The sequence below is a fragment of the Streptomyces cavernae genome, assembly GCF_004023625.1.
In the GTDB taxonomy this organism is placed as follows: Bacteria; Actinomycetota; Actinomycetes; order Streptomycetales; family Streptomycetaceae; genus Streptomyces; species Streptomyces cavernae.
The window spans coordinates 58,224-75,877 of sequence record NZ_ML137710.1; the positions used below are offsets into that span (position 1 = coordinate 58,224).

General features: G+C 71.0%; 14 protein-coding genes. 12 read left to right on the forward strand and 2 right to left on the reverse strand.

The genetic code is table 11. The annotated features are described in order from the left end of the window. Positions 1-5: 5 nt before the first annotated feature. The 8 genes from EF387_RS03845 (at position 6) to EF387_RS03885 (ending at position 10,549) form a co-directional block, all read left to right on the forward strand. A complete protein-coding gene (locus EF387_RS03845; protein ID WP_128375042.1) occupies positions 6-803 on the forward strand; it encodes a TIGR03084 family metal-binding protein in 798 nt (265 codons plus the stop codon). A 40-nt stretch (positions 804-843) separates the two neighbouring features. Then, positions 844-2,553 carry an acyclic terpene utilization AtuA family protein gene (locus EF387_RS03850; protein ID WP_420802522.1) on the forward strand — a complete coding sequence of 570 codons (1,710 nt, stop codon included), beginning with the start codon at positions 844-846 and terminating at the stop codon, positions 2,551-2,553. 31 nt (positions 2,554-2,584) lie between these two features. Next, on the forward strand, positions 2,585-4,183 hold the full coding sequence (locus EF387_RS03855; RefSeq protein ID WP_128375044.1) for an acyl-CoA carboxylase subunit beta: 1,599 nt from the start codon (positions 2,585-2,587) through the stop codon (positions 4,181-4,183). Positions 4,184-4,193: 10 nt separating this feature from the next. Continuing rightward, on the forward strand, positions 4,194-6,056 hold the full coding sequence (locus tag EF387_RS03860) for an acetyl/propionyl/methylcrotonyl-CoA carboxylase subunit alpha (RefSeq protein ID WP_128375045.1): 1,863 nt from the start codon (positions 4,194-4,196) through the stop codon (positions 6,054-6,056). After that, positions 6,053-7,213, forward strand: a complete 1,161-nt coding sequence (locus EF387_RS03865; RefSeq protein ID WP_128375046.1) for an acyl-CoA dehydrogenase family protein — start codon at positions 6,053-6,055, stop codon at positions 7,211-7,213. The genes EF387_RS03860 and EF387_RS03865 overlap by 4 nt, the downstream gene beginning before the upstream one ends. A gap of 80 nt (positions 7,214-7,293) precedes the next feature. Next, on the forward strand, positions 7,294-8,883 hold the full coding sequence (locus EF387_RS03870) for a 4-coumarate--CoA ligase family protein (protein WP_128375047.1): 1,590 nt from the start codon (positions 7,294-7,296) through the stop codon (positions 8,881-8,883). Beyond that, positions 8,880-9,614, forward strand: coding sequence for an enoyl-CoA hydratase family protein (locus tag EF387_RS03875; protein ID WP_128375048.1), 735 nt, complete (start codon positions 8,880-8,882; stop codon positions 9,612-9,614). The genes EF387_RS03870 and EF387_RS03875 overlap by 4 nt, the downstream gene beginning before the upstream one ends. A 362-nt stretch (positions 9,615-9,976) precedes the next feature. Further along, a complete protein-coding gene (locus EF387_RS03885) occupies positions 9,977-10,549 on the forward strand; it encodes a TetR/AcrR family transcriptional regulator (RefSeq protein ID WP_128375049.1) in 573 nt (190 codons plus the stop codon). A gap of 152 nt (positions 10,550-10,701) precedes the next feature. Here EF387_RS03885 and pdxH read toward each other — a convergent pair whose 3' ends face one another. Continuing rightward, complete coding sequence (gene pdxH, locus EF387_RS03890) at positions 10,702-11,340, reverse strand: pyridoxamine 5'-phosphate oxidase (RefSeq protein WP_128375244.1); 639 nt, start codon at positions 11,338-11,340, stop codon at positions 10,702-10,704. 429 nt (positions 11,341-11,769) lie between these two features. Here pdxH and EF387_RS03895 point away from each other — a divergent pair, with 429 nt between their 5' ends. Beyond that, the gene (locus tag EF387_RS03895) at positions 11,770-12,870 is read left to right on the forward strand and encodes a citrate synthase 2 (RefSeq protein WP_128375050.1); all 1,101 of its coding nucleotides are present in this window, start codon (positions 11,770-11,772) and stop codon (positions 12,868-12,870) included. A 134-nt stretch (positions 12,871-13,004) separates the two neighbouring features. Further along, positions 13,005-13,760: an SIS domain-containing protein gene (locus EF387_RS03900; RefSeq protein ID WP_128375051.1), complete on the forward strand. Its 756-nt coding sequence runs from the start codon at positions 13,005-13,007 to the stop codon at positions 13,758-13,760. A 118-nt stretch (positions 13,761-13,878) separates the two neighbouring features. On the opposite strand, the gene EF387_RS03905 is transcribed toward EF387_RS03900, so the two are convergent. Beyond that, positions 13,879-15,303: a PAS domain-containing protein gene (locus tag EF387_RS03905; protein ID WP_128375052.1), complete on the reverse strand. Its 1,425-nt coding sequence runs from the start codon at positions 15,301-15,303 to the stop codon at positions 13,879-13,881. Positions 15,304-15,810: 507 nt separating this feature from the next. Between EF387_RS03905 and EF387_RS47370 the strand changes: the two genes are divergently transcribed. After that, positions 15,811-15,990 (forward strand): hypothetical protein, encoded by a 180-nt coding sequence (locus EF387_RS47370; RefSeq protein WP_202918137.1) that lies wholly within the window; start codon positions 15,811-15,813, stop codon positions 15,988-15,990. A gap of 519 nt (positions 15,991-16,509) precedes the next feature. After that, positions 16,510-17,202, forward strand: coding sequence for an iron-dependent transcriptional repressor DtxR (locus tag EF387_RS03920; protein WP_128375053.1), 693 nt, complete (start codon positions 16,510-16,512; stop codon positions 17,200-17,202). Positions 17,203-17,654: the final 452 nt, after the last annotated feature.

The window sequence follows — 17,654 nt, forward strand, 5'->3', positions numbered from 1 at the left end:
TCACCGTGGACACCGTGGACGTGATCGGCGATCTGCAGCGGGAGAGCGAGGAACTCGACTCCCTGGTAAGCGAGTTGACCGACGCGCAGTGGGCACTCGACACGCCCGCCGCCGGGTGGACCATCGCGCACCAGATCGCCCACCTCGCCTGGACCGACCGGGCCGCCTTCCTCGCGGTCACCGACGCGGACGCCTTCGCAGCCGAAGTGGCCAAGGCGCTGGCGGCCCCCGACAGCTGGGTCGACGAGGGCGCCCGCGAAGGCGCCGCGCTGCCGCCCGCTCGGCTGCTCGCGGAGTGGCGGACCGGACGGCACAAGCTCGACGAGGCCCTGCGCGCCGCCCCGCCGGGCACCCGCTTCCCCTGGTACGGGCCGCCCATGTCCACCGCGTCCATGGCAACCGGCCGGCTCATGGAGACCTGGGCGCACGGCCAGGACGTCGCCGACGCGCTGCACGTGGTGCGCGCCCCCACCGACCGGCTCCGGCACGTCGTACGGATCGGCGTCCGCGCCCGCGACTTCGCCTACGCGGTGCACGGACTGCCCGCCCCCGCCGAGGAGTTCCGCGTGGAGGTCGAAGGGCCCGGCGGTCAGCTGTGGACGTACGGGCCCGAGGACGCCGCTCAGCGGGTCACGGGTCCCGCGCTCGACTTCTGTCTCCTGGTGACCCGGCGCGCCCACCGCGCCGACCTCGCTGTACGGGCCGAGGGCCGGGACGCCGACCGCTGGCTGGACATCGCGCAGGCCTTCGCGGGGCCTCCGGGAACGGGTCGCCCGCAGCGACACGTTCAAGGTGCCGAGTGATCCGTCGAGTGATCCACCCCCTGCGCGAAGGAGCCGCCCCGTGACCGCGAAGCGCCGTCCCCCCCTCCGTATCGGAAATGCCTCCGGTTTCTACGGCGACCGCTTCGACGCGATGCGCGAGATGCTCACCGGCGGTCCGCTGGACGTCCTCACCGGGGACTACCTCGCCGAACTGACCATGCTCATCCTCGGCCGGGACCGGGCCAAGGACCCGAGCGCCGGCTACGCCCGCACGTTCCTGCGGCAGTTGGAGGAGTCCCTCGGGACCGCCCTCGACAGGGGGGTGCGGATCGTCACCAACGCGGGCGGGCTCAACCCCGCCGGACTCGCCGCCGCTGTAAGGGAGTTGACCACCAGGCTCGGCCTCGAAGCCAAGGTCGCCCACGTCGAGAGCGACGACCTCGCCCGCCGGTACCCGGGCAGTCTCACCGCCCACGCCTACCTCGGGGGCGCGGGCATCGCGGAGTGTCTGCGCGCGGGCGCCGACATCGTGGTCACCGGCCGGGTGACCGACGCCGCCCTCGTCACCGGCCCCGCCGCCGCCCACTTCGACTGGGCCCCGGACGACTTCGACCGCCTCGCGGGCGCCGTCGTCGCCGGACACGTGCTGGAGTGCGGCACTCAGGCCACCGGCGGCAACTACGCCTTCTTCACCGACCACGACCTCGCCGCTCTGCACCGCCCCGGCTTCCCGCTCGCCGAGATCCACGAGGACGGCTCCAGCGTCATCACCAAGCACGACGGCACCGGCGGCGTCGTCGACGTCGGCACGGTCACCGCGCAGCTGCTGTACGAGACGTCCGGCGCCCGCTATCCGGGCCCGGACGCCGTCGCCCGCCTGGACACGGTGCGGCTCACCCAGGACGGCCCCGACCGGGTGCGGATCGACGGCGTCCGCGGCGAGGCCCCGCCGCCGACACTCAAGGTGGGCATCAACCGGCTCGGCGGCTTCCGCAACGAGGTCGTGTTCGTGCTCACCGGACTCGACATCGACGCCAAGGCCCAACTGGTCAAGGGGCAGATGGAACTGGCCTTCGACGAGGCCAAGTCCCGCCCCGCCGAGGTGCGCTGGGAACTCGCCCGCACCGACCGCGAGGACGCCGGCACCGAGGAGACCGCGAGCGCGCTGCTCCGGCTCGTCGTCCGCGACCGGGAACAGGAGCCGGTCGGCCGCGCCCTCAGCGCGGCCGCCGTCGAACTGGCGCTGGCCAGCTACCCGGGCTTCCATGTCACCACCCCGCCCGGAAAGGGCAGTCCCTACGGGGTGTTCGAGGCCGCCCACGTCGACCGGGACACCGTACGGCACACGGCCGTGCTGCCCGACGGCCGGCGCGTGGACGTTCCGTTCGGCGAGGACACCCTCGTACTGGAGGAAGCGGCCGAACCACCGCTGCCCGAGCCCCCGTCCGCCGAGGGCCCCACCCGCCGCGCCGCCCTCGGGCTCGTCGCGGGCGCCCGCAGCGGGGACAAGGGCGGGGACGCCAACGTGGGCGTGTGGGTGCGGGACGACGCCGCCTGGCCCTGGCTCGCCCACACCCTCACCGTCGACAAGTTCCGCGAACTCCTCCCGGAGACGGCTGACTTGACCGTCGAACGCCATGTGCTGCCGCGGCTGCGCGCCCTGAACTTCGTCGTCGGGGGAATCCTCGGCCAGGGCGTGGCAGCTCAACCCCGCTTCGACCCGCAGGCCAAGGGCCTCGGCGAATGGCTGCGCTCGCGTCACCTCGACATCCCGGAGGAGCTGCTGTGACGGTCCTGCTCGACACCACCGAGGAGTTGCTGTGACCGTCCTCGCGACCGCGCTCGACACCACGAGCGACGAATACACCGACAACCGCGCCGCGATGCTCGGCAAGCTGGCCGAACTGGAGGCCGAGCACGCCAAGGCGCTCGCGGGCGGCGGCGAGAAGTACGTCGCCCGGCACCGGGGGCGCGGCAAGCTGCTCGCGCGCGAGCGGATCGAGCTGCTGCTCGACCCCGACACCCCGTTCCTGGAGCTGTCGCCGCTGGCCGCCTGGGGCAGCGACTACACCGTCGGCGCCTCCCTCGTCACCGGCATCGGCGTCGTCGAGGGCGTGGAATGCCTGATCACCGCCAACGACCCCACGGTCCGCGGCGGTGCCAGCAACCCCTGGAGCCTGAAGAAGGCCCTGCGCGCCAACGACATCGCGTACGCCAACCGGCTGCCCTGCATCAACCTGGTGGAGTCGGGCGGCGCGGACCTGCCCTCCCAGAAGGAGATCTTCATCCCCGGCGGGGCGATCTTCCGCGACCTCACCCGGCTGTCCGCGGCCGGGATCCCCACGATCGCCGTCGTCTTCGGCAACTCCACCGCCGGCGGCGCCTACGTCCCCGGTATGTCCGACCACGTCATCATGGTCAAGGAGCGGGCCAAGGTGTTCCTCGGCGGGCCGCCGCTGGTGAAGATGGCCACCGGCGAGGAGAGCGACGACGAGTCGCTGGGCGGCGCCACCATGCACGCGCGCGTGTCGGGCCTCGCGGACTACCACGCCGTCGACGAACGGGACGCGATCCGGCAGGCACGGCGCGTCGTCGCCCGCCTCAACCACCGCAAGGCGTACGCCGATCCGGCCATCGCGGAACCCCCCAAGTACGAAGCGGACGAACTTCTCGGCATCGTCCCCGGCGACCTGAAGGTGCCCTTCGACCCGCGCGAGGTCATCGCCCGGATCGTCGACGCCTCCGACTTCGACGAGTTCAAACCGCTGTACGGGACCAGCCTGTGCACGGGCTGGGCGCGGCTGCACGGCTACCCGGTCGGCATCCTCGCCAACGCCCAGGGTGTCCTGTTCAGCGCCGAGTCCCAGAAGGCCGCCCAGTTCATCCAGTTGGCCAACCAGCGCGACATCCCGCTGCTGTTCCTGCACAACACCACCGGCTACATGGTCGGCCGGGAGTACGAGCAGGGCGGCATCATCAAACACGGCGCGATGATGATCAACGCGGTGTCCAACAGCCGGGTGCCCCATCTGTCCGTGCTCATGGGGGCGTCGTACGGCGCCGGGCACTACGGCATGTGCGGTCGCGCCTACGACCCGCGGTTCCTGTTCGCCTGGCCGAGCGCCAAGTCGGCCGTCATGGGCCCACAACAGCTCGCGGGCGTCCTCTCCATCGTCGCCCGGCAGTCGGCGGCCGCGAAAGGGCAGCCGTACGACGAGGAGGCGGACGCGGCCCTGCGCGCCATGGTGGAGCAGCAGATCGAGTCCGAGTCACTGCCGATGTTCCTGTCCGGGCGGCTGTACGACGACGGGGTCATCGACCCCCGCGACACCCGCACCGTCCTCGGCCTGTGCCTGTCCGCGATCCACACCGCACCCTACGAGGGCGCGCGCGGTGGCTTCGGCGTCTTCCGGATGTGAGGGACCACAAGTGATCACTTCTGTCCTCGTCGCCAACCGCGGCGAGATCGCCTGCCGCATCTTCCGCACCTGCCGTGAACTGGGCATCCGTACTGTCGCCGTGCACTCCGACCCCGACGAGAACGCCCTCCACACCCGCACGGCCGACGCGGCCGTGCGGCTGCCCGGCGGGGCACCCTCCCAGACCTATCTGCGCGGCGAACTGATCGTGAAGGCCGCGCTCGCGGCGGACGCCGACGCCGTCCATCCCGGATACGGATTCCTCTCCGAGAACGCCGACTTCGCACGTTCGGTCCTCGACGCGGGCCTGACCTGGATCGGCCCGCCACCGGAGGCCATCGAGGCGATGGCGTCCAAGACGCGCGCCAAGAAACTGATGGGCCTGGAACCCCTGGCACAGGTCACGGCGGACGACATGCCGGTTCTGGTGAAGGCCGCGGCGGGCGGCGGCGGACGCGGCATGCGGATCGTACGCGAACTCGACCAATTGGAAGCCGAGTTGACGGCCGCGCGGGCCGAGGCGCGCGGTGCCTTCGGCGACGACGAGGTGTTCGTCGAGCCCTATGTGGAGGGCGGCCGCCACGTTGAGGTGCAGATCCTCGCCGACACACACGGCACGGTGTGGACACTGGGAACCCGCGACTGCTCCCTGCAGCGCCGCCACCAGAAGGTCATGGAAGAGGCCCCGGCCCCCGGCCTCGGCGCCGAACTGCGCGCCTCACTGGACGAGTTGTCCGTACGGGCCGCCCGCGCCGTCGACTACGTCGGCGCCGGAACAGTGGAGTTCCTGGTCGCCGGCGGCACGGCCCACTTCCTGGAGATGAACACCCGCCTCCAGGTCGAACACCCCGTCACCGAAGCCGTGTTCGGTGTGGACCTGGTGGCACTGCAGATCCGGGTCGCCGAGGGCGCGGCTCTGGACACCGACCCGCCCCGCGCCCACGGCCACGCCGTTGAGGCCCGCCTCTACGCGGAGGACCCCGCGCGGGGTTGGGCGCCCCAGACGGGCACCCTGCACCGCCTGTCCGTACCGAACGGTGTCCGCCTCGACACCGGGTACACGGACGGCGACCCGATCGGCGTGCACTACGACCCGATGCTCGCCAAGGCCGTCGCCCACGCCCCCACCCGCGCGGAAGCGGTACGCAAACTGGCGGGCGCCCTGGAACGCGCGGCGATCCACGGCCCCGTCACCAACCGGGACCTCCTCGTCCGCTCCCTGCGCCACCCGGAGTTCACCGAGGCCCGGATGGACACGGGTTTCTACGAACGGCACCTGGACGAGCTCACGGCGCCCGTCACCGACCCGTACGCACCCCTGGCGGCCGCCCTCGCGGACGCACACGGCCGCTCGCGGTTCGGCGGGGGCTGGCGCAACCTGCCCTCGCAGCCGGGGACCAAGCGCTACCTCATGGCAGGCGAGGAACACGAGGTCCGCTACCGGCACACGCGCGACGGCCTGACCGCCGAGGCCGAGGACGTGACCGTGGTGCACGCGGACACCGGCCGGGTGGTTCTCGAAATCGCGGGCGTACGCCGGACGTTCGAGATCAGCCGCCACGGCGACCAGGTGTACGTGAACACCACTACGCTCACCGCCCTGCCCCGCTTCCCCGACCCCACCGCGGACCGCGCCCCCGGCTCCCTGCTGGCCCCGATGCCGGGCACGGTCGTACGCGTCGCCGAGGGCCTGGCGGAGGGCGCCAAAGTCGAGGCGGGGCAACCCTTGCTGTGGCTGGAGGCGATGAAGATGGAACACCGCGTGGCCGCCCCCGCCTCCGGCACGCTCACCGCCCTGCACGCCGTACCCGGCCAACAGGTCGAGGTCGGCGCCCTGCTCGCCGTCGTACACGAGGAGGAACCACAGCCATGAACCCCACCCTGGAAACCGAGGAGCACAAGGCCCTTCGTTCGGCGGTGGCCGCCCTCGGCAAACGCTACGGCCGCGCCTACCTCACCCGGGTCATCGACGAGGGCCGCCACCCCGACGAACTCTGGGCGGAGGCAGCCAAACTCGGCTACCTCGGGGTCAACCTCCCCGAGGAACACGGAGGCGGAGGCGGCGGCATCGCCGAACTCTCCATCGTGCTCGAGGAGTTGGGCGCAGCGGGCTGCCCCCTGCTGATGCTGGTGGTGTCCCCGGCGATCTGCGGCACGGTCATCTCCCGCTTCGGCACCGAGGACCAGAAACGGGAGTGGCTGCCCTCCCTCGCCGACGGCACCCGGACCATGGCCTTCGGCATCACCGAACCCGACGCCGGATCGAACTCCCACCGGATCACCACCACGGCGCGCAGGGACGGCAGCGACTGGGTGCTCACCGGCCGCAAGGTGTTCATCTCCGGCGTCGACACCGCCGACGCGACCCTGATCGTCGGCCGCACCGAGGACGCCCGCACCGGCCGCCTCAAGCCCTGCCTGTTCATCGTCCCCCGCGACGCCGACGGCTTCCAGCACCACCTCATCGACATGGAACTCCGCGGCGCCGAGAAGCAGTTCGAGCTGGTCCTCGACGACGTCCGGCTGCCCGCCGACGCACTCGTCGGCGACGAGGACGCCGGCCTGCTCCAGCTCTTCGCCGGCCTCAACCCGGAACGGGTGATGACAGCCGCGTTCGCGATCGGCATGGGCCGCTACGCCCTGTCCGTCGCGGTGGAGTACGCGAAGCAGCGCACCGTCTGGAAGGAGCCCATCGGCACCCACCAGGCCATCGCGCACCCGCTGGCCCAGGCGCACATCGAGCTGGAACTCGCCCGCCTGATGATGCAGAAGGCCGCCCACCTCTACGACGCGGGTGACGACGCCGCCGCCGGAGAGGCCGCCAACATGGCCAAGTACGCGGCAGGAGAGGCGTGCGTGAAGGCAGTCGACCAGGCCGTGCACACGCTCGGCGGCAACGGCCTCACCCGCGAGTTCGGCCTCGCCTCGCTCGTCACGGCGTCCCGTGTGTCCCGTATCGCGCCGGTCAGCCGGGAGATGATCCTCAACTACGTCTCCCACCAGACCCTGGGTCTGCCCAAGTCGTACTGAGTCGTTCCCACCCACCTCACGCACCCCACACATCCCAACCACCGCAAGCACCCCAGCACAACGTCGTGCCAGGAGGAACCGTGTTCCGCAGCGAGTACGCAGATGTCCCGGCGATCGAACTCCCCATCCACGACGCGGTCCTGGGCCGGGCCGCCGAGTTCGGTGACGCCCCCGCCCTGATCGACGCGGTGGACGGGACCACCGTCACCTACGAGCAACTGGACCGGTTCCACCGGCGGCTGGCCGCCGCGTTCGCCGACGCGGGCGTACGCAAGGGCGACGTCCTCGCCCTGCACAGCCCCAACACCATCGCCTTCCCCACGGCGTTCTACGCGGCCACGCGCGCCGGGGCGACCGTCACCACCGTGCATCCGCTCGCCACGGCGGAGGAACTAGGCAAGCAGTTGCGCGACTGTGCCGCCCGCTGGGTCGTCACCGTCTCACCGCTCCTGCAGACGGCCCGCGCGGCGGCCGAGCTCGCGGGCGGCATCAAGGAGATCTTCGTCTGCGACAGCGCACCCGGCCACCGCTCGCTGATCGACATGCTGGCCTCCGCCGCCCCCGAACCCCGGATCGCCATCGACCCGGCCGAGGACGTCGCCGCCCTTCCTTACTCCTCAGGCACCACCGGCACCCCCAAGGGCGTGATGCTCACCCACCGCTCGATCGCCACCAACCTCGCACAGCTCCAGCCGCTGATGCCGTTCCATCCCGGCGACCGCATCCTCGCCGTGCTGCCGTTCTTCCACATCTACGGTCTGACCGCCCTGATGAACGGGCCGCTCAGGCAGGGCGCCACGGTCGTCGTGCTGCCCCGCTTCGACCTCGACATCTTCCTCGCCGCGATCGAGGAGCACCGCATCACCGGCCTGTTCGTGGCCCCGCCGATTGTGCTCGCCCTCGCCAAGCACCCCAAGGTGGCCCAGTACGACCTGTCCTCCCTGAAGTACATCATCAGCGCCGCCGCCCCACTGGACGCGGCCACCGCCGAGGCCTGCTCCCGGCGGCTCCAACTGCCGCCGGTGGGCCAGGCGTACGGGATGACGGAGCTGTCGCCGGGCACGCACGTCGTCCCGCGGGACGCCGTCGACCCGCCACCGGGGACGGTCGGCAAGCTGATCCCCCGCACCGAGATGCGGATCCTGTCCCTCGACGACCCCGCCAAGGACGTCGGCGTCGGCGAGTCCGGCGAGATCGCCATCCGCGGCCCGCAGGTGATGAAGGGCTACCTCGGCCGCCCCGACGCCACCGCCGCGATGATCGACGAGAACGGCTGGCTGCACACCGGCGACGTCGGCCACGTCGACGCCGACGGCTGGCTGTTCGTCGTCGACCGCGTCAAGGAACTGATCAAGTACAAGGGCTTCCAGGTGGCCCCCGCCGAACTGGAGGCACTCCTGCTCACCCACCCCGGCATCGCGGACGCCGCCGTGATCGGCGTCTACGACGACGCCAACAACGAGGTGCCCCACGCCTACGTGGTGCGCCAGCCCACCGCGCCGGACCTCACCGAGAACGAGATCCTTATGTACGTAGCCGAACACGTCGCCCCCTACAAGCGCGTCCGGGCCGTCCACTTCATCGACGGCGTACCACGGGCCGCCTCCGGGAAGATCCTCCGCCGCGAACTGCGGGCGGACGCGGCGCAGCAGAGGGAGGGCGCCTCGTGACCCTCGTGCACAGCGAACACGAACGGGGCATCACCACCCTCACCCTGGACTCGCCGGCAAACCGCAACGCCCTCTCCGCCCCGCTCGTCACCGAACTGGCCGAGGCGCTGACCGGATGCGGCAAGGACGCCGACGTCCGCGCCGTGGTCCTCACCCACACCGGCAACACGTTCTGCGCGGGAGCCGATCTGCGCGACCCCCCGCACCCGGACGCGCTGGTGGCGCTGCTGCGGCAGATCGTGGAACTGCCCAAGCCCGTGGTGGCCCGGGTGACCGGGCATGTGCGGGCCGGAGGGCTCGGCCTGCTGGGCGCCTGCGACATCGCGGTCGCCTCCGCCGAGGCCACCTTCGCCTTCACGGAGGTGCGCATCGGAGTCGCCCCCGCGGTGATCTCCCTACCCCTGCTGGCCCGCACCGACCCCCGCGCCCTGGCCCGCTACTACCTCACCGGGGAGAAGTTCGACGCGGCGGAGGCGGTCCGGGTCGGCCTGCTCACCGAGGCCGGCGACTACGCCGACGCGACGCTCGCACCCGTCCTGGACGGTCTGCGCCGCTCCTCCCCGCAGGGCCTGGCCGAGACGAAACGGCTGCTCACGGCTAGGGTGCTGGAGTCCTTCGACCGCGACGCGGCGACCCTGACCGAACTGTCGGCGCGGTTGTTCGCATCCGATCAGGCGCGCGAGGGGATGGCAGCCTTCCTCGAACGACGGGATCCCCCATGGGCGGAGTGAACACGGCCGCTACGAAAGCGGTCGACCGTGTTTCCGGCGAACGCACTGCCGCAGGCGGTGCTCCCGGAGACCACGCTCCCGCAGGCGGTGCTTCCGGAGACGGTGCTTCGGGAGGCGGTGCTCCGGGAGGCGGTGCTTCCGCAGGGGGCGCTCCCGGTGCTCCCGGCGATCGTGCTTCCGCAGGGGGCGCTCCCGCAGACCGCGCTCCCGCAGGCGGTGCTTCGGGAGACGGTGCTTCCGGAGACGGTGCTTCGGGAGGCGGTGCTTCGGGAGGCGGTGCTTCCGCAGAGGGCGCTCCCGGTGCTCCCGGCGATCGTGCTTCCGCAGGGGGCGCTCCCGCAGACCGCGCTCCCGGCGATCGTGTGCCCAAGCAGGACCGCAGCCGGGCCACCCGGCAGCGGCTCCTGCAGGCCGCCGTGTGCTGCCTCGCCGAACACGGCTGGGCGGGCTCCACGGTCTCGGTGGTCGCCGAACGGGCCGGGGTCTCGCGGGGCGCCGCCCAGCACCACTTCCCGACCCGGGAGGACCTCTTCACGGCGGCCGTCGAGTACGTCGCCGAACAGCGCTCGACCGCGATCCGCGCGCTCTTCCCGCAGGGCGCGGGGGACCGCCGGGCGGTGGTGGCCGCCCTGGTCGACCTCTACACCGGACCGCTCTTCCGGGCCGCGCTCCAGCTGTGGGTGGCCGCGTCGAACGAGGAGCAGCTGCGGTCCCGGGTGACCGAGCTGGAGGCCCGGCTCGGCCGCGAGACGCACCGTATGGCGGTCGACCTGCTGGGCGCGGACGAGTCCCGCCCCGGCGTGCGCGAGACCGTCCAGGGTCTGCTGGACATGGCCCGCGGGCTGGGTCTGGCCAACCTGCTCACGGACGACGCGGCCCGCCGGAAGAGCGTGTTGGACCAGTGGGCCAGGATCCTGGACGGGACCCTGAGCTGAGAGCAACGGCACCTGAGGCTCTGAGAGTGACGGGACCTGGGGTCTGACGGGCCGGGGTTCTGCGAGCGACGGGACCATGGGCCGAGGGCGGTTTGTGCTGCTTCGGGCACCCTTGTGCGGGGGAGCCCACGGGAGCCCATGGACGCGGCCCCTCAGGGACTGAGCCGCTCCACCCGCCACGACCCGTCCGGCTCCGCCACGTACAGCAGCCGGTCATGGAGCCGGTTCGCACGCCCCTGCCAGAACTCCATCGTCCGGGGAACGATCCGGAAACCGCCCCAGTTCGGGGGCACCGGCACCTGTTCCCCCTCCGGGTAGCGGGTGCTCAGCTCCTCGTACGCGGCGTCGAGCTCCGCCCGGGAGGCAATCACGGAGGACTGTGCGCTGGCCCAGGCGCCGAGCTGGGAGCCATGCGGCCGGGTGCGGAAGTACGCGGCCGTCTCGTCCCGCCCGGTGCGCCGTGCCGTACCCGTCACGATCACCTGGCGGGCCATCGCGTGCCAGGGGAAGAGCAGCGAGACGAACGGGTTGCGGGCCAGGTCCCGAGCCTTGCGGGAGTCGTAGTTCGTGTAGAAGACGAAGCCCTGGGCGTCGTACGCCTTCATCAGCACCGTACGGGAGCTGGGGCGCCCCTCCGCGTCGGCCGTGGAGACGACCATGGCGTTCGGTTCGTGGACGAAGCCGTGTGCGGCGGCCAGCGCCGCCTGGTCGAACCACCGTGCGAACTGCTCCATGGGTTCCGGAGCCAGACTCGACTCGTCCAGGCCCTCCGCGCGATACGCCTTGCGCATCTCGGCGGGGTCCAGCTGTGCGGCGGTGGCTGCGGTATCAGGGGGGAGGCGGTCGGTCACGCGGTCATCTTGCCGTATCCACGCGGTCACGCGGCGCGCTCCCCAGGATCCGCGCCCTCCGCCCGCGCCGCACTCCCCCCGGGTGCCACGGCGTACTCCCGGGTAGCGTGGGCTTCGTCACTGCATGGCACTCAGTGCCGCGACCTCTCCCCAAAGGTGGCACTCAGGGATATCGTGCTGCTGCCGTCCCGGTTGGGTGACCCCCGGCCGCACGGGGCATCACCGGAGTGACCGAATCGGATCACGAGTCCTTCGAAGTGGCCGTGGAACCGATCGGAAACCTCACACATCCGATCCGAACTGCTCCAAGATCCAGCGCCGCATCACCCGAACGACCTACCTGTCGTACACATCATGAGGAGCCGCCTGATGTCCGACTTCGTACCCGGACTCGAAGGAGTCATCGCGTTCGAGACGGAGATCGCCGAACCCGACAAGGAAGGCGGCGCACTCCGCTACAGGGGCGTCGACATCGAGGATCTCGTCGGCCACGTCTCGTTCGGCAACGTCTGGGGGCTGCTCGTCGACGGCGCCTTCAACCCCGGCCTGCCGCCCGCCGAGCCCTTCCCGATCCCCGTGCACTCCGGCGACATCCGCGTGGACGTCCAGTCGGCGCTCGCCATGCTGGCCCCCGTCTGGGGCCTCCAACCACTCCTCGACATCGACGAGGCCCAGGCCCGCGACGACCTCGCCCGCGCCGCCGTCATGGCCCTCTCCTACGTCGCCCAGTCCGCCCGCGGCCAGGGCCTGCCCATGGTGCCCCAACGCGAGATCGACAAGGCCCACTCGATCACCGAACGCTTCATGATCCGCTGGCGGGGCGAACCCGACCCCAAGCACGTCAAGGCCGTGGACGCCTACTGGACGTCCGCCGCGGAACACGGCATGAACGCCTCCACCTTCACCGCCCGCGTGATCGCCTCCACCGGCGCGGACGTCGCCGCCGCCCTCTCCGGCGCCGTCGGCGCGATGTCCGGCCCGCTGCACGGCGGCGCCCCCTCCCGGGTCCTCGGCATGATCGAGGAGATCGAGCGCACGGGCGACGCCGAGGCCTACGTCAAACAAGCCCTCGACCGAGGCGAACGCCTCATGGGCTTCGGCCACCGCGTCTACCGCGCCGAAGACCCACGCGCCCGCGTCCTGCGCCGCACCGCCCGCGAACTGGGCGCGCCCCGCTTCGAGATCGCCGAAGCACTGGAGAAGGCGGCCCTGGAAGAACTCCACAACCGCCGACCGGACCGCGTCCTCGCCACCAACGTCGAGTTCTGGGCCGCCATCGTCCTGGACTTCGCCGACGTCCCGGCGCACATGTTCACCTCGATGTTCACCTGCGCCCGCACCGCCGGCTGGTCGGCCCACATCCTCGAACAGAAGCGCACCGGCCGCCTCGTCCGCCCCTCGGCCCGCTACATCGGCCCCGGCTCACGCAACCCGCAGGAAATCGAGGGCTACGAGGACATCGCACACTGACCCCGGCGACCGCCCCGTCGCCCAACCCCCGCCCCCGTATTGACATCACAGTGGTTTAGACCGCAACGTGATCCGCACACTTCCGCACACCGCGGAGCGGACCATGCGCCGACTGCGACGAAGGGGCTTCGGGGATGGGTGACGGCGGGCTGGCCGAGGAGTTCTTCGGGGCCGCGATCCGACTGCTGGAACGCGTACGGGACGAGGAGGCCGAGAACATCGCCGCCGCCGGCGCACTCGTCGCGGACACCGTCGCCGACGGAGGCCGGCTCTTCGCCTTCGGCGCCGGCCACTCCTCCCTCGCCGCACAGGACATCGTCTACCGCGCGGGCGGCCTCGCCCTGATGAACCTGCTCGCCGTCCCCGGCGCGGTGGGCGTGGACGTCATGCCCGCCACACTGGGCTCCGCCCTGGAGCGCGTCGAAGGCCTCGCCGGCGCCGTCCTGGACACCTCGCCCGCCCGGTCCGGCGATCTCCTCGTCATCATCTCCCTCTCCGGCCGCAACGCCCTCCCCGTGGAGATGGCCGTCAACGCCCGCGCCCTCGGCCTCAAGGTCATCGGCGTCACCTCGGTGGCCTACGCGACGCAGACCAAGTCACGCCACGCATCCGGCACCTACCTCAAGGACCACTGCGACGTCGTGCTCGACTCGAAGATCGGCATCGGCGACGCGGAACTCTCCCTCGACACCATCCCCGCCCCCTTCGCCCCCGCCTCCACGGTGGTGACGTCCGCCCTGCTCCAGTCCGTCATGGCCACGGCCGCGGGCAGCCTCGCCGAACGCGGCATCGAACCCCCCATGCTCCGCTCGGGCAACGTCGACGGAGGACACGAGTGGAACGGTCGGGTCTTCACGGAGTACGCGGACCGCATCTTCTACCGCAGGTAGAAGCCTTTGGGCGGCAGCGCCCCACCGACCGGAGAACCACGCGAGGTACCGCCGGCAGCCAAGCCAGCACGGACGTCGACGGCGATCGCGCACATCACCGCGCCCATCGCCGCGCGCGTTACCCGGCCGCCGCCCCCTGCCCCCGCCCCGGCCCGCTCGCCGCCCTCGCTCCCACACCCGCCAGATCCAGCGCGGAAGCGATCCGTACCGCCACGTCCTCCGCGTAGACAGCGTCCGAACGCTCGAACTGCGTACGACTCGCACCCCTGAGAAACGTCACGACACCCAGCGTCCGCCCCCGGCTGCGCAGCACCGCGCACAGCGCGTGAACACTGTCGGCCGACCACTGCCGGGCCAGCGCCCACTCACGAGCGGCCTCCGGAGACGACGCACCCGCACCGGCCCGCACCGACCCCGCACGCTCCACGCACTGCAGCGCCGGATGCCCCTCCTCGTACCGCACGGGAATCCCCGCCGCCCGACCCGCCGGCACACTCGGCCCCGGCGCACCGGACGGCGTCGCCGCCGCCCGCACCAGCCGCACCGGACCCTCACCGTCGACCGCCGCACCACCCGCCACCAGATCGATCAGCGCGTGGTCGGCGAAACCCGCGAGCGCGAAGTCCAGATGGACGGTCGCCGCCTCATACGGGTCCTCACATTCCGCGGCCGCACGACCCGCCCGATGCAACTGGTTCGAACGGAAGCGCAACTGAGCCGCCTCCTGCTCCGTCTGCTTGGCCTCCGTGACGTCCTGGAAGAGCCAGCCCACACCCAACGGCACCGGCTCCTCCGCCAACGGGGAAGCCAACCGCAGAAAACCGCTCCGCCAGCAACGGCGCCTCTCACCCTCCGGCGTCCGCACCGTCACCCACAACTCCGCCGGGGCCGGCGGCGCACCCTCCGCCAGAACGTGCACCAGCGCGTTCTCCAACTCCTCCACACCCTGGGACAACAACTCCCCCAGCGGACGTCCGAGAACCGCCGTCCGCGTCATACCGAAGTCACGCGCCGCATGAGCGTTGACCACCGCGGGCCGAAGATCCGCGTCGACGAGCACCACACCCCACGAGGCATCCTCGAACAACGCCTCACTCAACGCGATCGACCGCTCCAGATCTATCTGGGCGTGCACCTCACTGAACGCGCAGTACAGACCCGCGGGCTTCCCATCGGCCCCCCGGACGGCGGCGGACTGCGTCCGCACCAAAACCCGCCCCCCGTCCTTGGTCAGCAACGCGAACTCGTGCACCTGACGTCCGGGCGCATGCATCGCGGACATCAGCCGCCCCTCGACCTCCTCGGCGTCCGCCGTCCGCACCGCCCACCCCGCGAAGCCACGCCGCCCGACCGCCTCGGCGGCACTCCAGCCCAGGATCCGCTCCGCCTCCCGGTTCCAGTGCGTGACGACCCCGTCGGCGTCGAACGCGCACAACGCGGCGTCCATCCCGTCGAGCAGAGCCGCCAGCAAATCGGCACCATCCCGCTCGGGCTCGCCGGGCCCCAGCTCATCAGTGGTCCCACTACGCCGGGAAGCACTCACCTGGACCCCCTGCAGGCTGCGTACGCACATACCGCGCGCTTGTCATCCACTACAAATCATTCAACTCGAACGTGACGAGGGCCACATCGAGTTCCAGCAACTTCAAAAGAAAAGGTTGCCCACCGCAAGCCCACCCCAGTCACCAGGACAAACACCAACATCCCGCAAGAGCCCGGCAGCCGCCCCACCCACCCCCGCCACAGCCCACCCGCACAACCGCAGGGGCACACCCCCCGAAGCCCCCTCACTGCCCCCGCCGAGACTGGCCGAAATGATCGCTTGCCTGTCCCTGGAAGTCGTTTCCGCCCGCTGAGAAGGGAGGTCACTCGCTCCCCGGCCACAAACCGGAGCCTGAGCCGCACAGCGGTCAGTCACAGAGTGACCAGCCCAAGTCATTGACGTGGCTCGTACGCCCGCACCACCCCGGACCGCTACGGATTCCCCCGACTGCGGCGGTCCCGCGCCGAGCAGCACTTCGGGTTCGGCACAGGAGATCTTGTACGGGCCGTGGTCCCGACCGGAAAGTGGGCCGGTACCTGGACCGGACGTATCTCGGTTCGTGCCCGGGGACAGCACAGCCTTGCGACACCGAGCGGCCGCATCAACGTCTCCTACTGGAACCTGCGGCTTCTGCAGCGCGGTGACGGATACGGGTACTCCACCCAGCTGGAGGTCGTGCCCGTCTGAAAAAACCGGTTGAGCCACGCGCGATCGCTTCCTAGTGTGGGGCTCACTTCGGAAGGGAGGTGGTTCGGCAGATGTATTCAAACCGGACAGAAGAGGTGACTGCGGGCTAGCGGCCCGCCACCCCACGCAGTGCGGTGCCGGACCAGCGCGCGAGCTCAGCGTGCAGCCGGCCGAAATTCCACGCAGTCACCCGACCCGCGGGCTCGCCGGTACGTCCGGCCGGCTCCCTCCTCGGAGGGGACCAGAGCCCGCGGGTCGTCTGCGTTTGCGCACATCCGGTCCCTCCGGCGGCGCCTCCCGGTAGGGTTCGGCTGCGCGGCCCCGGTCGCGTACGGGCGCGCGAGTTCTCCCGCCCGGTACCCGCGCTCCGTCCGGTGCCCCCCACCGCCGGGTCCGACGAAACCGTACTGTTCCACCGGCGCGGCACGGTTGTCAGTGGGATGCGTAAGAATTGGGGACAGGGCCAGCGCACTCGCCTTAGGCCGCGAAGCCTTCGGCAGAATTCATCGAGGGGCACGTATGTCCGGACTGATCGACACCACGGAGATGTATCTCCGCACCATCCTCGAGCTGGAGGAGGAAGGTGTGGTCCCCATGCGCGCCCGGATCGCCGAGCGGCTCGATCAGAGCGGGCCGACGGTCAGCCAGACGGTCGCGAGGATGGAGCGCGACGGACTGGTGTCCGTGGCGAGTGACCGTCATCTGGAGCTTACGGACGAGGGGCGTCGCCTGGCCACGCGTGTGATGCGCAAGCACCGTCTCGCCGAGTGTCTGCTCGTCGACGTGATCGGTCTGGAGTGGGAGCAGGTGCACGCGGAGGCGTGTCGCTGGGAGCACGTGATGAGCGAGGCCGTGGAGCGGCGTGTGCTCGAGTTGCTGCGGCACCCCACGGAGTCGCCGTACGGGAACCCGATCCCTGGCCTGGAGGAGCTGGGGGAGAAGGACGGTGCGGATCCGTTCCTGGACGAGGGCATGGTCTCGCTGGCCGATCTGGACCCGGGCACGGACGGTAAGACGGTCGTCGTGCGCCGTATCGGTGAGCCGATCCAGACGGATGCCCAGTTGATGTACACGCTGCGTCGTGCGGGGGTTCAGCCCGGTTCGGTGGTGAGTGTCACCGAGGCCGCGGGTGGTGTGCTGGTGGGCAGCGGTGGTGAGGCTGCCGAGTTGGAGTCGGGAGTGGCGTCGCACGTCTTCGTGGCGAAGCGTTAGCCTTCCTCCCTCTCCCGTCGGCCTCACTGCCACAACTCCGGCCTCTTGGGCCCCACTTATTGGTTCAAGTGCAAACAAAGATTCAGTGTGCGGAATCGCAGCGCTCGGACCGTTTGCGTGCGAGGCTGTCGCGTGAGGCATATGACCTGAGGGCTCTTGACCGTGTGCGACACCCGTGTCGTCGGGTTTGGGGAGGGGGCGGGAAGATGTGCCGCAGTCGTGGGGACGGCCCCGGCGCCGTGTGGCGCCGGGGCCTGTCCTCCCCCTGTTCTGACCCGGAGCCCCGAGCTCTCAGGGTCATTCCCCGCGGACCGGTTTCCCCGAGCGGCCCGCCTCCCGCTGAAGATCTCCCCGCGGTGCGGGCGGCCAATCCCTCGGAGTGGTCACTCGAACGAGGGGTGTTGCCGTCCGAAACATCGATTCCGAAACTATGTTCGATAGCGTGATGGTCA